The organism is Flavobacterium sp. S87F.05.LMB.W.Kidney.N, assembly GCF_004366435.1.
Lineage (GTDB): Bacteria > Bacteroidota > Bacteroidia > Flavobacteriales > Flavobacteriaceae > Flavobacterium.
The window spans coordinates 1,160,252-1,179,245 of the sequence record NZ_SODX01000001.1 but is presented as its reverse complement, the minus strand read 5'-3'; the positions used below and the strand labels follow the sequence as shown (position 1 = coordinate 1,179,245).

The window sequence follows — 18,994 nt, the reverse complement described above, 5'->3', positions numbered from 1 at the left end:
TATTTCAAAGCCAGTTGGGTACTATTATTCTAGAGACAACTAAGACGATTTTTTATCCAAAAATCACAATTGAAATATTAACTTTAATATAATCGGTCTTATCATCACTTTCCCTTATTAAAATAATTTTATAGTTTTTCATAAAATCCATCAATCCTTTTATATCTAATGATATTTTCCCTTGATTTATAAAAAATTTTGAATTCCTTATAAAATACTTTAAATCTAAGACCTCGACAGGTTTTAAATCAAATAAAATTTCAGCTTCTTGAAAACAAAATTCGGTGTGTCCATTTCTGTCTTTAATAAAAAAAGTTTTAGGAATATTCTTGTTTTCAAATAGATAGGAATTATCTATTTTAAAATACAGCGTATCTCTTTTTTCTTTTTCCTGAGCTTGTACATTACTTAAAAAAAATAAACATATAATAATTGCACATCCTGTAAAAAGAGAGCTTTTAAATTTCGACATCATCATTCAAATCAAATTAAGTTTGATATTATTTACTACAAAGACTAACTTGTGTTAGCTTCTTAGCTACATTATTAAACGTTGCATTTATTGATGCTTTTTTTTCAGGAGTCAAATTGTCCCAAGCTACCACATCCACCTCTTTCAAGCCATTCCACGCCATTGCTTCATACAGTTCATCATTAGGCTCTTCACCGTAAAAATTTACATATTTATCAAAATCCTCTCGCAAAACATTTTTGTGAAAATCTTTTAGAGCCTCTTTCATACTACTCATATACTGGTTAGCCATAGCACTATGGTATTGCTCACCCGCATATCTTGAATAAACCTCTCTAAAATTTGCCGCCTCTATATCATTAATATCTGTTGTAAGTAACTTTCTCAACATATCAGCGTGTATATATTCGTGTAAAATTAATCTAGCTGCTTCCAAAGAACTTATAGATTCAATTTTAGAACTACTAATTAATATTTGCAAATCATTACTACCAACAGTATAAGTGGTCTTTCCATTTATTTCTTCGTTGTCACTATTAAAAACTTTATCAGCCGAACCAATGACAATGTTAAATTTCGCATTACCTTCAAAATTACTTAATAATTTTTCAATAAAAGAATTTCCATTCTGATTTAGTAAATTATTTATACATTTTGCCTTACCAGTAAGATTATCAATAATTTGTGGTTTAGCTGGAGTACTTGTTCCAGGATTTGAACCAGCGCCGCCCCCGCCGCCATAGCTTGGAGGAATGTCTTCTTCTCCTGTTGGTCCTCCACCTTCACAATACAACAATTGAATCGGATGAAAACCATCTTCCTTCCACCATCCAATCCAAACACAAGTTATTGCTTCTTCACGCATTTTTGCAGTTTGCGAAGGTAAGACTTTATTTCCATCTTTAAATTGCAATTGAGTATTCACACCATTAGACAAGTCTTGTAAAAAAACTTTTCCATCAAAATTTTCGTTAATATTATAATAATTGAAGTTATTATTATCAACATTTGATTGCTTAGAATCTGTAAAAATCTGAACATAAAAAACACGAAACTTATTTTGGTCATTTTTTAAGAACATCAATCGGTGATGGTCGTTAAATAAACTAGCTTTTTCATTTGAAGATTGCAATTGGCTTTGTAAAGTAAATGGAACTTCAATTACAACACCATCTGCACCATCTGAAATTATAGCATTTTCCCACTCTAGTGCATCTATATATTCAAAGATTGGTGAATTAAGTTCATTTTTGTGTAAACGATACCAATTTTTCACTTCATTTACTGCGCTAGCAGTCGAATTATCTTCAATTTCATTTGTACCACAATTTGAAAGGAGTAAAAGAAAGCATAAAAGCGTAAAGCTTTTGAGAAGGAGTGTAATTTTTCTCATTTTAATATCGTTTAATTAGTTTGGTAATTTAAAAATTTTAACAAATAAAAAATTACGGAAAACCGTAAAAACATATAAAAATTCGTAATTCTGAAATTTTAAATTAAAAATAACTGTCCATTTAATACAAATAACGCTATCATTTGCCACGGAATTAAAAATATAAATATCCTGAGAAAAAACGGGGAGTTGCAATAACTGCTTATACTTACTACCTTACGCTTTTCTTAAATAGTAAACAAGTCGATTTTCTATTAAATATTCTTTTTTGCTATGATTGGTATATCCACCTTTTCACTTCGGTATTTAATCAATACTTTAGTAAAAATTTATTGATAGAATGATTAATAAAAAAAACTAACTAAAAGAGATATCTGTTCCAAATTTATAAATCCTGCTTTATTAAAATCTGGTTGGAATATAAAAACACAAGTCCGAGAAGAAGTCACATTCACATATGGACGTATTATAGTACAAGGAAAATCATTCAAATCCTTCAGCCTGAGGGGGACACAAATATTCGAATCTGCAGTGGAGGAAATTATAGCTCAATCTTAACAGCTATCGTTTAAATAAATAATTATGATACTCTCATTATTAATAAATAATTTTATGAAAATTTTATGTGTAATCTTTATTGCAATATTTTTTTTTAGTTGCAATAAAATTGTTATAAGTGACAATCTCAATTTTGTACCTGAAAAAACTTTTAAAATCAAAAACTTAAATTTTTCAAAAAAGAAAAGTATTTCTATAGGAAGTTACGTAACAGATAATGATTCTGTTATTTCCCAATACAAAATCCCTTCAAAGTACTCTCTTATAGTTATCAAACTGTCAAACATCTCTTCTAACTTAATCTTTAATAGCTACCAGAAAAGCAACTACCCTACTCCTGGTTACTTTTCCACAATTAATGAAGATTTATTTGAGATGAATATAAGTCCGAAAATTTTTGATGAAAAAGAAAGAATTAAAACAATAGATTTTATTACTGAACAAAGACCAACATTTAATATTAATAATGATAGCGTTAAAAATTTTACTGTCAATTTTAATAAATTAGTGATTAAAATCAATGATGACGCTAACAAAGTTATATATGGAAAAATTGAATACTATGGATTAAAAAATCTTGATGCGGAAATTTTGTTCTACAAAGTTGAAAATGAGGGATACTTATTTATTTTGACTCCTTCTAAAGAAAAGGTAATTATGGAAAAAAATATCTTATATCAATATCTGTTTGAATGATTCAAGTATATGAAATTATCATATCTTTCATAGAATAAATTTATCTTTTGTAAATCATCTTTAAAATGGTTCGAAAATTGTCCTTTTGGGATTACTAAGACAAAAGCTTCAAAGAAATCTGAAGCTTTTCTATTATACAAAAATTACTAAGCCCACTCATTCTCTTCTACCATTTTACTCTAATAAATTGATTTCTATTGTGATATATAATCTTGCTTAACGTCTAAAATATCTCATTTTAATATAAAACCACAAACTTCCAAGCATAGTAATAAAACTTAAATAATTAAATAATATGTTTTCTTACTAACTGACTTTAAATTAGTAAATGTTTTTATAAATTTGCTATCCTGTAATGAAAGCTGTTTTTTTCAATAGAAAATTATGACTTTCACACAAATACCACCAAAATCACTTTAAAGTCTTTATTCGAAAACAAATCATATAATCACAATTACAATACAATGCTTAAAAAAAACAAACCCCAAGTTCTATTTTTTATTCTTTTAAATTTATTTTTTACGCTTAATTCATTTTCTCAAAAAAGCATTTATGCAGGAATTGAAATCGGCCGCAGGGCTATAAAAGTTTCTGTTCTCGATGTAAGTAACATTAAAAAAGCCGATTATAAAATCCTTTCTTTCTGGACAGAAAGAATTCCTTTTGCCGATCATATTGCTGCTTCTGGCGAACTTACTCAAGATGACATCACTAAAACTAGTGTTATCGTTGTTGATCAATTAAAGAAAATAAGAGCCGAGTATAAAATTCATGAAGAAAACATTTTTATTGTTGCTGCTCCAGTTTTTCAATCTGCACGAAATATTGATGTTTTAAAAAACAAAATCTTTTCTCTTAACAATAAAGAATTAGAAGTGCTGGATGCAAACGAAGAAGCAAAAACTTTAGTTAAAGGTGCTATTCCTCCTGTTGATTATGCAAATGCTTTCCTTCTTGACATTGGAGCTCAAACTACTAAAGGCGGTTACATTGATGAGCTTAAAGACAACAAACTAGAGTTTATTCCTTTAGCATTAGATTTTGGTACAATGACACTTACTGATGCTGTAGAAAAAACGGTTGTAAATAAAAGTCAAGTAAATGATATGTCGACTTATCAAGAAAAATCTTTTGACTTTAACCCAATTCTACGTAAGAAGACAAAAGAAATGTTTGATGCAAATCCTCCTTTAGAAAAAAAGGATAAATTATATTTATCTGGCGGAGCTGTATGGGCATTTTCGACATTATATTATAACGAAAACGTTAAGGAACATTATGTTACATTAAGTCTGCAAGACGTTATTGATTACGATGCCATTCTAAAAAACAACTTTAGCAAGTTTACAAACTTGGCAAAAACGAATAAAGAAGCTGCGAGAGTTTTAAGCACTTACGATCAAAAATACCTTATTTCTGCAAATAATATTCTAGTGACTTGTCTAGAAAGTATTCCAAATTTAGCGGCAAAGAAAATATACTTTGTAAAAGAAGGACAAGTAACTTGGCTGATCTCTTACATTGCAGATCGTTCTAAAAAGGTAAATACTAATTTCTAAAAAGTATCTTCACTTATACAAAAGCTTCAGAGAAATCTGGAGCTTTTTTTATTCGATTCCTTAACCAACAAATCAAGCAGCTTTTTTTACCCTGCGTTTTTTCTTCTCTAAAAGTTGGAGATTGTTTTCGGCACAAAGAATCTTTTCTGTTGTACCATTTTTTTGAATTTCAATCAAATAATGAAAATCTCTTTCTTTTGAAGCAGATCTTATTATAAGTCCTTTTTTAAAATCCATTTTTCTTTCGATCACTGTTCCCTTATAAGATATTCCACTCAATGCAGTGTAGGTTACATCTTGTCCTTGTATAAATTTCATCGTTTTAGCTATTCGGTTTATTATTCGCTAATACTAGTAAAAATCAATCATTAAGGGGGTTTGATTAATTTTTATACTGTTGCGCAATATAAAGACATTGAAAAAACTGCAGCTACGTATTTATACCTGTTTTCGGATTATGAATGTTAATTTTTCAGAATAGATATTTACTTATCTGCTCAAAAATTGATACAATTTAGAACAGCTATTTTCGAGTCATTTTTGAGTCAAATGAGTAGTTTTGAAGGTGATAAATTTCATTTCAAACAACAAATAAACAAGATCAAAATGGTACATGAAAGAGTGATGGAGAAATTGGCGATCTTAGCAGATGCAGCCAAATATGATGTTTCTTGTTCTTCAGGTCAGAGCAATCGCAAGAATAAAAACAAAGGATTAGGAGACGCTTCTGCAAATGGAATCTGCCATGCATTTACCGAAGACGGCCGCTGTGTGGCTCTGCTTAAAATTTTATTGACCAACCATTGCATTTTTGATTGTGCTTATTGTGTCAGCCGAAAAAGTAATGATATAAAACGAGCTGCCTTTACGGTTCAAGAAGTTGTCGATCTTACAATTGGTTTTTATAGAAGAAATTATATCGAAGGATTATTCCTGAGTTCGGGTATTTTTGATAATCCCGATTATACAATGGAACGTCTGGTTAGAATAGCGAAAAAATTACGACTGGAAGAAAATTTTAACGGATATATTCATCTAAAAGCTATTCCAGGCGCCAGTGACGAATTACTAAAAGAGGCTGGACTTTATGCCGATCGTTTAAGCGTAAATGTAGAAATGCCGACTGAACAAAGTTTGAAACTGCTTGCGCCAGATAAAAATCACATCGATGTAATTAAACCGATGGAATATCTTAAAAATGAAATTGTCGGCTACAAAGAAGAGAAAAAATTAAACTACAAAGCACCGCTTTTTGCGCCTGCAGGACAAAGTACGCAAATGGTTATTGGCGCCACAAAAGAAAATGATCTCGAAATTTTAGGCATGGCCAATTATTTCTACGAAAAAATGAATATGCGCCGCGTTTACTATTCTGGATATGTACCCATAAGTTATGACAATCGGCTTCCTGCAATTGGCACACCAGTACCTATGATTCGGGAAAATCGTTTGTATCAAGCCGATTGGTTAATTCGCTATTACGGATTTAATGTAAATGAAATTGTTGGTTTCGATCAGCCAAATCTTGATCTCGAAATCGATCCGAAATTGGGCTGGGCTTTACGAAATTTAGATCAATTTCCTGTTGATATTAATACCGCAGATTTAGAATTAATTCAGCGTATTCCAGGAATAGGATTTTTGAGTGCTAAGAAAATTGTTGCCGCCCGACAGTTTAAAAAACTCCAGCCGCAAGATTTAAAAAAATTAGGAATTGCTTATAATCGCTCTAAATTTTTTCTAGCATTTGCATCTCCTTTTTACCTGCAGAAAGATTTGACTTCTGTTCAAATAAAAAATCAGATTTTAAATTTACAAAACAGTAAATACCAAAATAATTTTTCTAACCAGCTGGCTTTATTTTAATTATAATGACACACGTAATTTATGACGGAAGTTATGAAGGCTGGCTTACAGCTGTTTTTGAAGTTTATGAATATAAGCTCGAAGATGTAATTTTTGCTAAAAAAGAAGTTTCAAATGTTTTACTTTTTTCAAATACTCATTTTGTAACGACAGATAACAATAAAGCCAATCGAGTTTTAAATGGTCTACAAAAAAAACTTTCTGCCAGTGGTTTTACGAACCTTTATTATGCTTTTTTATCAGAATTGAATCAGATTGACGAAACCTTATTTCGATTTGTACAATATGTATTTTCAAGTTCACAAAACATCGAACAAGATTTTAGCAATAATGATGTTTTAAATGTTAGAAAAGCAACACATTTAACCGGCAAAGAAAGTCATAGAATGAAAGCTTTTGTTCGTTTTAAACTAACTAAAGATGAATTGTATTATGCAATTGTCGAACCCGACTGCAATGTTTTGCCGATTATAGAAAATCATTTTAAAAACCGTTACGCAGACCAGCGCTGGCTGATTTATGATGCAAAACGGAAATATGGCATTTATTATGACCTGGAAAATGTTTCAACTGTCGAATTAACGTTTGATTCGAAAATTTCTTCATCCCAATTTTTAGCTGAAATAGCCGATGAGGATGAAGAATTTTTTCAAAATTTATGGCGCAATTATTTCACAAGCGTTAACATTGAATCGAGAAAGAACACGAAACTTCATATCAAACATATGCCAAAGAGATATTGGAAGAATTTGATAGAGAAAATTCCAGATCTTAAAAATAAGCGTTAAACACTCTTATTTACTATTCTTAAGCGCATCCAGCAATTCGGCCAAATTAACTACACCATAAGTAGAACAATAATCTGATACTGCATAAGGTAGTATTAAACTATCGTTATGAATAATGGCACCGCAGGAATATACCACATTTGGCACATATCCCTCGCGCTCATCTTCTAATGGAGAAAGCAATGGTTCTGTAAGTCTTCCTATTTCTTTAGAAGGATCGTCGAGATCAAACAATGAAGCTCCAATACAATAACGTCTCATTGTACCTACGCCATGCGTAATTACAAGCCAGCCTTCTTCTGTCCACAACGGCGAACCGCAATTTCCAATCTGAGTCAATTCCCACGTATAACGAGGTTCCTGCAAAAGAATTGGCGTATTCCATTGTGTTGCACGATCAGAATACATGATATAATTATTTACACCGTCTATTCTGGCAAGCATGGCATATTTACCTTTAATTTTTCTCGGAAACAAAGCTAGATTTTTATTCTGAGCGCCAACACCATGAAGAGGCATGACTCTAAAACTGTAAAAATCTTCGGTCGAAATAAGTTTCGGCAATATTGTATGTCCGTTATAAGCGGTATAAGTTGCCATTACACGAACAGAATCATCATCGTCTACAAAACGTACAAAACGAGCATCTTCTATTCCTCGGCTTTCAGAATCAGAAATTGGAAAAATTACTCGTTCTGTAATATCAGAATCGTGCTTGAATTGTATGTCGTAAAACGAATTCGCCAGCCACAATATTTCCTGTAATGCTGTTTTTCGCTCTTCACGAATTATAGGATCACTCAAAGCTGTGTTTAGCATATTTTTGAGAATCGCAAATTCAAATTCATCTGGGAGGTCCTGCATAATCTGGGTAATATATTTATCCGTCGTATGCATTTCTGTCAATTTCGTTAAAAATCTTTCCTTATTAAATAAAGTCTTATGTTCGATTTCGGCTTTATCAATATGGTTTCCAATTTTCATAATATGGAGATTATTGTCTCTGTCTAAGATTCCTCTCCTAAAAACAATAGACGAAATATGACCTTCACCAGTTGCACGAAAAGAAATTACGACACGTTTTTCACCTGCTTCCAAACCTGTTTGGTCAAAATCTTCTACAATTGAAGGATTGAAAATTGCAGCAGATTCAATTGCATATTCCATTGTGCAATATGATCCAATAAGCATTTTTCTATCTAGAGACATTGCCTCATAATCAATTTTCATTTCTTCAATAATAGGTCTTATTCGTTCGCAATGTCTAAAGAAAACTGCAGAGATGTTTCTATGACGTCTCGCAAATTCTCGCAGTGTTTGTTCTAAAGTTTGTAAAACTTGTTTTTCGTCCAACATCATTATCCGAAGTACCATCTGTTGGGTTCGTTCGTACCCGTTCATAAAATATCGGGCGACAACTCTTCTCGAATCTGGTGTAAATTTTATATTTTTTCGGACTACTGATACTCGCATAAGTTTATTTTTGGTTAAAGTAAATCTTTCTTAATACATAACAAGTTAATAATTTTGTTAAAGAAAAACGATTAAATTTTTATTAAACTTTTCTATTTCTGTTATGCGTCGTTAAAAATGTTAAAGGAAAATAAGGAATTAAATCGCCGGTGATCAAAACTTTTTTCTATTTTCGTCAGCAAACTTCCAAAAGCAATTTATAAGAATGAAGAATAAAGTCAAAATTTTGAGAGAGGAAAAAAACATGACTCAAAATGAACTTGCCGAAAAATCTGGACTTTCATTGCGAACTATTCAGAGAATTGAAGCAGGAAATATTCTTAAAGGATTTACTTTAAAAACAATTGCGCAGTCTTTAGAAACTGAACCCGAAAATCTAATTGCTACAAAAGAAAATAGCGAAATTGAAAGGGCCAAATTAATTAATCTTTCTGCTTTAAGCGGATTTATTATACCATTCGGAAGTATTATTTTCCCTTTAATTTTAACTTACAAAACCAAAGACTTTAAAAACAGAGAACTTGGAAAACAAATCATCTCCATTCAAATCTTTCTGAGTCTTATACTTTCGTTTTTAATGATCTTGAGTCCGTTCATTCAAAAAGCATTTTCTATAGAATTTCCTCTTTTTCTGGTTCCGTTAATTGTAATTCTCTCCTTAAAATTAGTTGTTGTTATATTAAACGGAATTAGTTTAAACCAAAAACAAAGATTAGCTATTAAACTAAAACACAACTTCTTATAGTTAAAGTCATAAAACTGACGTAAAAATGTCGCCTAGTTTTTTCACCAAAATCGGAAACTAAATCCGAATGTTGCAGAAAAAACAAACCATGAAATTATTTAAGAAAATTGCAATTATTAGTGTAACAATTATTGTTTTGTCATTATTGGGAGGATATCTTTACTTTCAAAAGAAATTTACACCACCAGAAAACTACCTGAATGTTTCTGGAACAGCAGAAAATATTCCGACAAGATGGATTTCTACAAATGAAAACTCACATGCTGCTCTGCTTCTGCCGATTAAATTAAATGGAATTGATAAGACATTTTACATGCAGTTAGATTCAGGTTCGCCAATTACTGTTTTCTACAAAAATTCTTTAGAATCAATTTCCGAAAAATTTCCTAATCGAATTAAAATCGATAATGAAAAAAATAAAATCTCAACAGGTTTTAAAATCGGAAATATGAATGTTATTTCTTCTGATTTTGAAGTTTTAAATTATGGCAGTAAAATTGACTTTGACAATGCAAATGCCGAAAATATAATTGGAACAATTGGAACAGATTTATTAGAAAAAAGAATAAGTGTCTTAGATTTTAAGCATAACAAATGTTCTTTTATCGAAAAAATACACGAAAATAATTTTATAGATTTTGAATTTAAAAAACGTAAAATCTTGATTCCTGCTATGGTCGACAATGAAAATTTAAAATTATTGTATGATTCTGGAACAAGCGGTTACGAATTGATTACCACAAAAGAAGCTTGGGAAAAGTACAAGTCCAAAACAAGCGCAATAAAAACTGAAAAAGGAAATTCTTGGGGCAATACTTTGGCTGTGTTCTCTGCTTCTGCCAATAAGAAAATACAATTTGGAAATGTGCCCTTACCACTTTCAGAAGTTACTTATATTGAAGGTACATCAAAACTACAAAACTTTTTAATGAAACAATCAGGCATGCAGGGAATGATTGGAAATAAGCTTTTCCTTAATCATACTTTAATTTTAGATTGCAAAAACGAAAAATTTAAGCTGGAATAAAAATAAAATTTATCCAATAAAATAATTTTAAGAATTGATTTCGATAATTTCTTTGACGTTCTCGATAAAAGCTTCGGTATCTTTAATTTCTTGTTTGATCGTTGAATGATGATCTGATAAATTATATTGTTCTATCATATCTTTTTTCATATATTTTATCACCGAATCAAGACTTCGAGTATCGTTTTGATTTGCTTTTTTTAATTCACGATGTTTACTTTCGAGATATTTTAGTGTTTCGTTTAATCTTTGAACGTTTAATTTTCCTGTCATTGTATTCCTTAAATTATTAAAAAATAACAGCTAGAAATGTGGCAAAACTCAATATGCCCCAAAAACTAATACCATTCGAATTTACCTCACTCCTAGCCATTATCTTCTCACACTTACGTTCAAATTGACCATTTGGTTTGAGAATGACCTAGTTTTTTTATCAATTTAAAATTAAAGGCAAATAATTTATTGGCTTACAATAATTTAGAATCAAAAAATATTTTTGCAATTCTAAAATCCAAAAGAATGAATGTGATTACAAAGTATTTTTCCAAGCAAAAACACAACAATCAGAACATCAAAACATTATAAAAAACCATCCAAAATTGTGAATATCTATTTCAAGTTTTAACTATTTATTTTCATGTAAAATTTATCTTTGACATCCTTAAAAATTTAAAAAGAAATGAGCGCAGTTTGGTACGAATGCAAAGTAAAATATAGAAAAACAGATGAAACAGGAGGACAAAAAGTTTTAACCGAGCCCTATTTGGTTGATGCTTTGTCTTATACAGAAGCTGAAAAAAGAATGACTGAAGAAATGGCCGCCTATACTAGTGAAGAATTTAAAATCACAGCGATCAAAGTGGCAAACTATGCCGAAATTCATCCTTTTGAAAATGCGGACAGATGGTTTAAATCTAAAATCACTTTAATTGCTTATGATGAAGAAAGCGGTAAGGAAAGAAAAACAAGCATGTATATGCTGGTTCAGGCAAATGATGTTCGCGAGGCTTTTGACAACACACTTCATATAATGAAAAATACAATGGGCGAATATTCTATTCCGTCTATTTCAGAAACACCAATTATGGATGTTTTCCCTTATTTCAGTGGTGAAGAAGGCGAAACAGAAATGCTGGAAAGATTCAATACCTTAAAAGCTTCTAAACCTGAAAAAGCAGAAGCCGAAATTGTAGATCACATGGAATTTGAAACAGCAGGAGAGGAATAATTTTTTTAAATTTTCAAAAAAGAAATTCCAAATTCCACAAAAAGAAATTAATCTTTATAAAATAGCTTCAGAGAAATCTGGAGCTTTTTTTTATTTCTAAAACAACGAAACCCAAACCTTTTATAACAATCAAAATAAATATTATATTCGCTTTACGTTTGTACTGACAGAAAACCACTTACAACTAAAAACCAAAAACTTCATGACTAAAAAAACACTGATTTTAATTGGGTTTATTATTCTAAAATTTGTTTTGCAGTATGTTTTAATTAGTCCCGAATATGATTTGCAGCGCGACGAATATCTGCATTTGGATCAAGCACATCATTTGGCTTGGGGATATTTATCGGTTCCGCCGGTAACTTCATGGTTTTCGTATATTATTTTCCTTCTAGGGAATTCGTTTTTTTGGATCAAGTTCTTCCCTGCTCTATTTGGTGCGTTAACACTTCTTGTTGTCTGGAAAACTATAGAACTTTTAAAAGGAAATCTTTATGCATTAATTCTCGGAGCACTCGGAATTTTGCTTTCTTGTTTATTACGCATCAATACGCTTTATCAGCCAAACTCCTTAGACATTTTATGCTGGACTGCATTTTATTATATTTTAATACAATACATAACTTCCGAAAAACCAAAATGGCTTTATCTTGCAGCAGTTGTGTTTGCTTTTGGTTTTCTAAACAAATACAATATTTTATTTCTCTTACTCGGATTAATTCCTGCCATTTTACTATCAAATCAGCGAAAAATAGTAGCGCAAAAAGAACTTTATTTTAGTTTGATTTTAGGTTTAATTTTAATTATGCCTAATCTCCTTTGGCAATACAATAATCATTTTCCGATTGTACATCACATGAAAGAATTGGCAGAAACACAATTGATAAATGTTGATCGTATCGGATTTTTGAAAGAACAAATTCTATTTTTTATCGGCTCTTTGTTTGTCATTTTTGGTGCACTTTATGCATTATTGGTTTACAAACCTTTTAAGAAATACCAACTCTTTTTTGGAGCTTTTATTTTTACTCTTCTAATTTTTATCTACTTCAAAGCAAAAGCTTATTATGCAATTGGTTTATATCCAATTTATATTGCTTTTGGTGCTGTTTTTTTATCTGAAATTTTAAATAATGGATGGAAACGTTTTTTAAAACCTGTTTTTATTCTTATTCCGTTATTACTTTTTATTCCAATGTATAATATTGCTTTTCCAAACAAAAGTCCAGAATATATAGTGGAGCATCCAGAAAAGTACAAAAAACTGGGAATGCTTCGCTGGGAAGACGGAAAAGACCATCATCTGCCTCAGGATTTTGCTGATATGCTGGGCTGGAAAGAATTGGCCAGAAAAACAGATTCGATTTACGATTTAGTGCCCAACAAAAAAGAAACTATTGTGCTTTGCGATAATTACGGACAAGCTGGAGCGATTAATTTTTATTCTAAAAAAGGAATTAAAGCCGTTTCCTTCAACGCTGATTATCTGAATTGGTTTGATCTTGACATTCAGTACAAAAACCTTATTCGTGTAAAGGATTATGACGAAAACAATGAAGAACTTAAAGAAACGAGTCCGTATTTTGAAACGGCTGCAATTGGTGGTCAAATAACAAATCGATATGCAAGAGAATACGGCACTACGATTTTTGTTTTCACGAATGCAAAAATCAATATCAATAAGAGATTAGAGCAAGAAATCAACGAAGAAAAAAGCGATATCATAAATGATTGATTTCAAGGACATATCTTATTTAAAAACAGGAAACCCAAAACAGCAAGCTGCATTTCATATTTTAAAGCAACATAAAGTTTTAGAAAATCTTGCTGACTTTGACCCTATTTTAGTGGGCACAATTCCTATGAATATTGATATTGAAAATAGTGATTTAGATATTATCTGTTATTGGAAAAACAAATCTGAATTTATGAAGAAAATTAAAAATTTGTTCCAAAATGAAAGCAATTTTGCGATTCGAGAAAATCTCATTAACGATCAAGAATCTGTTATTGCGAATTTCTTCATTGACGCTTTTGAAATCGAAATTTTTGGGCAAAATACTCCAACAGAACTTCAAAATGGATACAGACATATGGTTATTGAAGACCAAATTCTTCGTTCCAAAGGCGAAAACTTCCGATTAGAAATCATTAAACTAAAAGAAAAAGGAATAAAAACCGAACCTGCATTTGTCTTGCTACTTGGCTTAACAGGAAATGTTTACGAGGAATTATTAGATTTTAAAATCTAACAAACACCCTAATTTTGAAAAATTATACTAAATAAAGTACAAAAATTATTTGCATAACCGTATTTAGTGTGTATCTTTGCACCCGAAACATCGCGGGATAGAGCAGTAGGCAGCTCGTCGGGCTCATAACCCGAAGGTCACAGGTTCGAGTCCTGTTCCCGCTACTAAGACAAAGCTTCAGAGAAATCTGGAGCTTTTTTTTGTTTTCTAACTTTAGCTGATATTTTTATATATGTTAGATTAACGAGTAAGAAAGAAGTATAAAGCTCTAAGAAACACAAAAAAAGTACGCAAAGTCAGTCCGCTGAAACTTTCAGGATTTCGCAGGTTTTCAACTGAACACTTTGAGGGAGCGGGAGAACTACAAACTTTAAACTAAACTCTGTTTTTTCCACAAGTCGAAGTATTTTTCTTTTTTCTCAAGTAAAACATGATGACTGCCTGATTCTACAATTTCACCATTCTGCATTACCATAATTTTGTCAGCATTTGAAATTGTACTTAAACGGTGAGCTATAATAATGATAGTCTTACCTTGTTTTTTAAAGTTGCTTATAGTTTCTCTAACAATCATTTCAGAACTTGTATCTAAGGCTGAAGTGGCTTCATCCATTAATAATATTTCAGGATCTTTATACAAAGCTCTTGCAATCGCGATTCTTTGCTTCTGCCCTCCAGATAGCATTGCTCCGTTTTCACCAATTTGGGTTTCAAAACCATTAGGCAACTTCTCAACAAATTCAATAATTCCCAATTGCTTTGACAAATCCAATATTCTTTGAATGTTAGGAAAAGAATCCCCTAATGCAATATTTTCTATAATATTTCCCGAGAATAAATTCAGCTGCTGCGGAATAACTCCAATAAGCTGTCTCAAACTTTTATAATGTATAAATTGAGTATCATAATCCCCAAGATATATTTTCCCTTCATTTATTGAATATAAATTTTGCAATAATGAAATCAATGTTGTTTTTCCACTGCCGCTTTCCCCTACTATTGCTGTTGTTTCATTTTTTCTAAATACAGCGTTAAACCCTTTAAAAACTTCCATTCTTGAACCATATCTAAAACTAACATTTTCAAATTTTATATCTCCGATATTTTCTCTTTGCATTTCAATTTTATTCTCTGTCTTTTCACGCTCCAAATCCATGATTTCAAAAAGCCTGTCAGCTGCAATAAGAGCATTTTGCGCTGTTTTATTCATCCCTATTAAAGACGCGACGGGAGAAGTAAAATAGCCTACCAAAGCATAAAAAGAGAATAATTCGCCTGGCGTAATAGCACCATCAATTACATAACCTGATCCTACCCACATAAGAATTACTGTAAATAAAGAAGCCAAAAATTGTGTAGAAGTGCCTGAAAAAATACTATTTAATCCTGATTTATAAGCTGTAAACAAAAGTTTGACAAATTTATTTTCGGTTTTTAGATTTGAAAATTCTTCTATTCCAAATTCTTTAACTGTTCTTATATGCGTGACGCTTTCAACCAATTGAGTCTGAAGCTCGGCTGCATTCTCCATTATGCTTCGTTCAACTTTCCTATTGAACCTATTGAGAATGAAATAAATTAAACCATAAAAAGGTACTACCCCTAAAATAATTAAAGCTAATTTCCAATGATAGGTAAACATCAAGGCGAATGAAAAAATGACAATAAAAACATTTACAATCATATCAATTGCTACTTCATTAATAAACGATCTGATTTTGACTGCATCATTAATTCTTGATGTAATTTCCCCTATTTGCATTGTGTCAAAAAAGCGCTGAGGCAAATGCAATAAATGTTTATAATAACCTAAAATTAACTTAGCATCTATTAGCTGTCCCGTTTTCAAAACAAAAATACTTTTTTGAGAACCAACAAATCCTTGCAGCAAAATTACACCAAGCATACAAACGCTTAGCAAATTAAGAAGTTTGCGATTGCCTTCTACCAAAATATAATCTGTAATCTTCTGGATATAAATAGACATTGCCAATCCTAAAACGGTAAATATTATTGCGCCAAACAATGCCTGAATTAAAATAGTTTTGTGAGGCTGGATCAGGTGCCAAAATCGAGTCAACGGTGATGTTTTTTCATCGTACGTTCTAAAGCTATCGTTTTGTGCAAAAAGTATTAAAACACCTGACCAGATCTTCTGAAACTCTTCAAAAGTGTACACTTCCATTTTCCCTACACCTGGATCCATCACCGTAATTTTGGACTGATTTTCAACTTTAGATTTTTCAACCCTGTAAATTACCACATAATGTTGCAGCTGTTGCTTTATAAAAACATGCGCAATTGCAGGCATTGGTATTTTATCTAAAGAATCTATTCCTCCCTTTACTCCTTTGGCTGTAAAACCCATTTTCTCAGCTGCTTCAATAATGCCAAGAACATTGGTGCCTCGTTTATCTGTATGTGCATATTGGCGAATTCGTGCTATTGGGAGATTAACCTTGTAATGATTTCCAATAGATACAAGACAAGCAGCGCCACAATCTTTAATATCATGTTGTTTTATTTTGATAGATGCCATTATAGTACTAATTCTCTATTGATAATTGTTTTGGGTTTAACCAGTCATCTACTTTGTCAAATAATAAATCAAACAAAGTTCTTCTGGTTATATAATAACGTGTAGTAAGTGTCATTCCTTTTGAAACCGCGGTTTTATATCCAGATCTAAGTTTCATTTCTGTTGAGGTTAATTCACTGCGAACTTTAAAAAAAGTCTGGTTTTCCTGAACAGAAATATTTCTGTCTATATCGATAACCTTCCCTTCAAGTAATCCCCATTGATTATAATTGAAAGCATCAAATTGAAATTTTACTTTCTGATTTTTATGAATAAGTCCAATATCACTTGGAGAAACCATGCTTTCGACAATTAAATGATCTAATGCTGAAATAGTTGCGATAGACTGAGATGCATTTAAAAAAGAACCTTTCTGTAAGCCTGAAAAATTCTCAATTGTTCCAGAAATTGGCGCAATGATAACATAATTTTGCTCTTCAACATTAATTTTTTCAATACTCCCGTTAAGATTTTTTATACGTTCTTCGAGATCTCTTTTTTGATTTTCCCAAGTTGACTTTTGCTCGCTTATGTAACTTTTCAGAGCTTCATTTGCCGAGCGCAATTCATACTCATATTTTTCATATTCTACTTTTGCAATAATATTTTTATCATATAAACCTTTATTTCTATTGAAATTTACAGTTGCCTGTGAGATCTTACTTTCTAATTCACTTTTACGGGATTGAAATTTTAAATATTCTTCTCTTGCAGTTGTCGTTTTTAAAGTAGTTGTTCTAGCAGATAAAATTGATTTTACATCTTCTAAAAGCTCTGTAACAGAATTAGACACTACATGCTGAGTATTTTTTTCTGTTTCTAGATTTTGTTTGGCAATTTTCAGCAGTATGTCTCCTTTCTGTACTACCTGATTATTTTTTAGATTAAGATATACTATACGTCCACTTACAATTGCAGTTACAGGAACATTATCCGTTGTACTGCGAACAATTCCGCGACTTTGACTGCTAATATCAACTTTAATGATGGGCAACAAAAACAATAAAATAATAATCGTCAAAACAACAATCAAGTAGATAGAAAAACTTCCGGTCTTGTTTTTTGAAACAAGATTTTCCAATGTATTTACTGGATCTGAACTAAAATTCATTTCATTTTAATATTAACGGAATTTGATAAAATATAAGGAATTCTAAAATCTGAAATGGCACAGATCTTCCGTAACAAAAAAATATTGCACGGGTAAACTCTTTTAGAAATTATTTTAAGTTACATAGGTTTTGATAAAAAAAACAAAACCATTATAGATAATATGGGCTACTAATGGTAGTAATATTGCACCCTTTTGATTCTTGCCCCTTATATATAAAAAGGCAAATAACAAGCCTCCTGTGAAAGCGTACAAAAAGTAAAAAATATTATAAAGATGGAATGATGCAAAGACAAAAGCAGATAAAACGCAACAATATTTTAATTTCATTTTTAAACTTTTAAAAATCTCAATAACTACGTACTGAAATAGTAAAGTTTCAATGAGAGGAGCAACTAAAACAAATAAAACTATTTTTTCTTTAACTGTATAACTATCGTTAAAACCTTTATTTAACGAAATATCGAAAAGATTTGAAATAACCGAAAATATGTAATTATTTAAAAAATTAAGAAGAATTACAAGCAATATCAATTCCCACCGCTTTAGTCCAAATACAATATTTTTTATTTTTGAGGTCATATATATTAATTTTAATAAAGAGGCTTTTTTATCGCCTCTTTATTTTTTAACTTATTTAATGAATAAATATTACCATCTTTGATATACTTGTGGCTCAATATCTCTATACGCAGCATACAAACGCCCCGCAACATAACCAACGCCATAAGCTAAATCTTCCCATATTCCGCCATCAATTGCTAATAATTCTTCTGAATTTAATTCATTTACATTCAGTTCGTTTAAATTTTTCATGATAAATTATTTTTTTAATTATTTACTACCAGCTTTAAAGCCATCACTAATTCCTTTTTTTATTTCATCCCAATGATCCACAATTTGGGTAGCGAACCATTCTGGCCATCCACCACCCTCAATAGAAATACTTTGATCTCTATTAAGCTCAACTACATTTAAATTTTCTAAATTCATGATTGATTTTTTTAATGATTAAACATTTGAATTAATTTATTCTTGCAATCGGCCAATTACATTACAAAAAAGAAATTTGTTTCTTGCAGCGACGTCCTACTGTAAAAAATGCCTCACTTTTCTGAAACCAAAACTAGACAAACATGATACTACTCACAAATGTTGGCTATCGAAATTCAGGAATGTCGATAGTAAATTCAGGAATTTCATCAAAAAACACTTCCAAAATACACTATATCAAATAATTACAAAAAA

General features: G+C 30.9%; 19 protein-coding genes and 1 tRNA gene. 10 read left to right on the top strand and 10 right to left on the bottom strand.

What is annotated here, in order from left to right:
• Nucleotides 1–52: 52 nt before the first annotated feature.
• Nucleotides 53–478 carry a hypothetical protein gene (locus EDB96_RS05230; protein WP_134139535.1) on the bottom strand — a complete coding sequence of 142 codons (426 nt, stop codon included), beginning with the start codon at nucleotides 476–478 and terminating at the stop codon, nucleotides 53–55.
• Nucleotides 479–500: 22 nt separating this feature from the next.
• Nucleotides 501–1,865 (bottom strand): hypothetical protein, encoded by a 1,365-nt coding sequence (locus EDB96_RS05225; RefSeq protein WP_134139534.1) that lies wholly within the window; start codon nucleotides 1,863–1,865, stop codon nucleotides 501–503.
• Between the two features lie 582 nt (nucleotides 1,866–2,447).
• On the opposite strand from EDB96_RS05225, the gene EDB96_RS05220 reads away from it, so the two are divergent.
• Both EDB96_RS05220 and EDB96_RS05215 read left to right on the top strand, forming a co-directional pair.
• Nucleotides 2,448–3,119 (top strand): hypothetical protein, encoded by a 672-nt coding sequence (locus EDB96_RS05220; protein WP_134139532.1) that lies wholly within the window; start codon nucleotides 2,448–2,450, stop codon nucleotides 3,117–3,119.
• Between the two features lie 464 nt (nucleotides 3,120–3,583).
• Nucleotides 3,584–4,678: an exopolyphosphatase gene (locus EDB96_RS05215; protein ID WP_134139531.1), complete on the top strand. Its 1,095-nt coding sequence runs from the start codon at nucleotides 3,584–3,586 to the stop codon at nucleotides 4,676–4,678.
• 72 nt (nucleotides 4,679–4,750) lie between these two features.
• Here the strand turns inward: EDB96_RS05215 and EDB96_RS05210 are convergent, their stop codons facing one another.
• Nucleotides 4,751–4,996 (bottom strand): hypothetical protein, encoded by a 246-nt coding sequence (locus tag EDB96_RS05210; RefSeq protein WP_057117114.1) that lies wholly within the window; start codon nucleotides 4,994–4,996, stop codon nucleotides 4,751–4,753.
• Nucleotides 4,997–5,284: 288 nt separating this feature from the next.
• Here EDB96_RS05210 and EDB96_RS05205 point away from each other — a divergent pair, with 288 nt between their 5' ends.
• Both EDB96_RS05205 and EDB96_RS05200 read left to right on the top strand, forming a co-directional pair.
• Nucleotides 5,285–6,544, top strand: a complete 1,260-nt coding sequence (locus tag EDB96_RS05205; protein ID WP_134139530.1) for a putative DNA modification/repair radical SAM protein — start codon at nucleotides 5,285–5,287, stop codon at nucleotides 6,542–6,544.
• A 5-nt stretch (nucleotides 6,545–6,549) separates the two neighbouring features.
• Complete coding sequence (locus tag EDB96_RS05200; RefSeq protein ID WP_134139529.1) at nucleotides 6,550–7,332, top strand: TIGR03915 family putative DNA repair protein; 783 nt, start codon at nucleotides 6,550–6,552, stop codon at nucleotides 7,330–7,332.
• 6 nt (nucleotides 7,333–7,338) lie between these two features.
• Here the strand turns inward: EDB96_RS05200 and EDB96_RS05195 are convergent, their stop codons facing one another.
• Nucleotides 7,339–8,805, bottom strand: coding sequence for a glycoside hydrolase family 130 protein (locus EDB96_RS05195; protein WP_057117116.1), 1,467 nt, complete (start codon nucleotides 8,803–8,805; stop codon nucleotides 7,339–7,341).
• 205 nt (nucleotides 8,806–9,010) lie between these two features.
• Between EDB96_RS05195 and EDB96_RS05190 the strand changes: the two genes are divergently transcribed.
• Both EDB96_RS05190 and EDB96_RS05185 read left to right on the top strand, forming a co-directional pair.
• A complete protein-coding gene (locus EDB96_RS05190; RefSeq protein ID WP_134139527.1) occupies nucleotides 9,011–9,550 on the top strand; it encodes a helix-turn-helix domain-containing protein in 540 nt (179 codons plus the stop codon).
• An 88-nt stretch (nucleotides 9,551–9,638) separates the two neighbouring features.
• Nucleotides 9,639–10,577, top strand: coding sequence for a hypothetical protein (locus tag EDB96_RS05185; protein WP_134139526.1), 939 nt, complete (start codon nucleotides 9,639–9,641; stop codon nucleotides 10,575–10,577).
• A gap of 27 nt (nucleotides 10,578–10,604) precedes the next feature.
• Here the strand turns inward: EDB96_RS05185 and EDB96_RS05180 are convergent, their stop codons facing one another.
• Nucleotides 10,605–10,850 carry a hypothetical protein gene (locus tag EDB96_RS05180; protein ID WP_134139525.1) on the bottom strand — a complete coding sequence of 82 codons (246 nt, stop codon included), beginning with the start codon at nucleotides 10,848–10,850 and terminating at the stop codon, nucleotides 10,605–10,607.
• Nucleotides 10,851–11,256: 406 nt separating this feature from the next.
• On the opposite strand from EDB96_RS05180, the gene EDB96_RS05175 reads away from it, so the two are divergent.
• From EDB96_RS05175 to EDB96_RS05160, 4 genes are all read left to right on the top strand, one after another.
• Nucleotides 11,257–11,805 (top strand): DUF4494 domain-containing protein, encoded by a 549-nt coding sequence (locus tag EDB96_RS05175; RefSeq protein WP_057117119.1) that lies wholly within the window; start codon nucleotides 11,257–11,259, stop codon nucleotides 11,803–11,805.
• Between the two features lie 202 nt (nucleotides 11,806–12,007).
• Nucleotides 12,008–13,540, top strand: coding sequence for a glycosyltransferase family 39 protein (locus EDB96_RS05170; RefSeq protein ID WP_134139524.1), 1,533 nt, complete (start codon nucleotides 12,008–12,010; stop codon nucleotides 13,538–13,540).
• Nucleotides 13,533–14,057, top strand: a complete 525-nt coding sequence (locus EDB96_RS05165) for a DUF4269 domain-containing protein (RefSeq protein WP_134139523.1) — start codon at nucleotides 13,533–13,535, stop codon at nucleotides 14,055–14,057. The genes EDB96_RS05170 and EDB96_RS05165 overlap by 8 nt, the downstream gene beginning before the upstream one ends.
• Before the next feature lie 91 nt (nucleotides 14,058–14,148).
• Nucleotides 14,149–14,221, top strand: a tRNA-Met gene (locus tag EDB96_RS05160).
• A gap of 206 nt (nucleotides 14,222–14,427) precedes the next feature.
• Here the strand turns inward: EDB96_RS05160 and EDB96_RS05155 are convergent.
• The 5 genes from EDB96_RS05155 to EDB96_RS21015 all read right to left on the bottom strand — a co-directional run bounded on the left by EDB96_RS05155 (nucleotide 14,428) and on the right by EDB96_RS21015 (nucleotide 18,739).
• Entirely contained in the window at nucleotides 14,428–16,596 is a 2,169-nt protein-coding gene (locus tag EDB96_RS05155; protein ID WP_134139522.1) for a peptidase domain-containing ABC transporter, read from the bottom strand.
• 7 nt (nucleotides 16,597–16,603) lie between these two features.
• Nucleotides 16,604–17,746 carry an HlyD family secretion protein gene (locus EDB96_RS05150; RefSeq protein WP_134139520.1) on the bottom strand — a complete coding sequence of 381 codons (1,143 nt, stop codon included), beginning with the start codon at nucleotides 17,744–17,746 and terminating at the stop codon, nucleotides 16,604–16,606.
• A gap of 114 nt (nucleotides 17,747–17,860) precedes the next feature.
• Nucleotides 17,861–18,328: a CPBP family intramembrane glutamic endopeptidase gene (locus EDB96_RS05145; RefSeq protein ID WP_134139519.1), complete on the bottom strand. Its 468-nt coding sequence runs from the start codon at nucleotides 18,326–18,328 to the stop codon at nucleotides 17,861–17,863.
• A 69-nt stretch (nucleotides 18,329–18,397) separates the two neighbouring features.
• Nucleotides 18,398–18,562, bottom strand: a complete 165-nt coding sequence (locus tag EDB96_RS05140) for a class IIb bacteriocin, lactobin A/cerein 7B family (protein WP_134139518.1) — start codon at nucleotides 18,560–18,562, stop codon at nucleotides 18,398–18,400.
• Nucleotides 18,563–18,580: 18 nt separating this feature from the next.
• On the bottom strand, nucleotides 18,581–18,739 hold the full coding sequence (locus tag EDB96_RS21015; RefSeq protein ID WP_166669269.1) for a hypothetical protein: 159 nt from the start codon (nucleotides 18,737–18,739) through the stop codon (nucleotides 18,581–18,583).
• Nucleotides 18,740–18,994 lie beyond the last annotated feature (255 nt).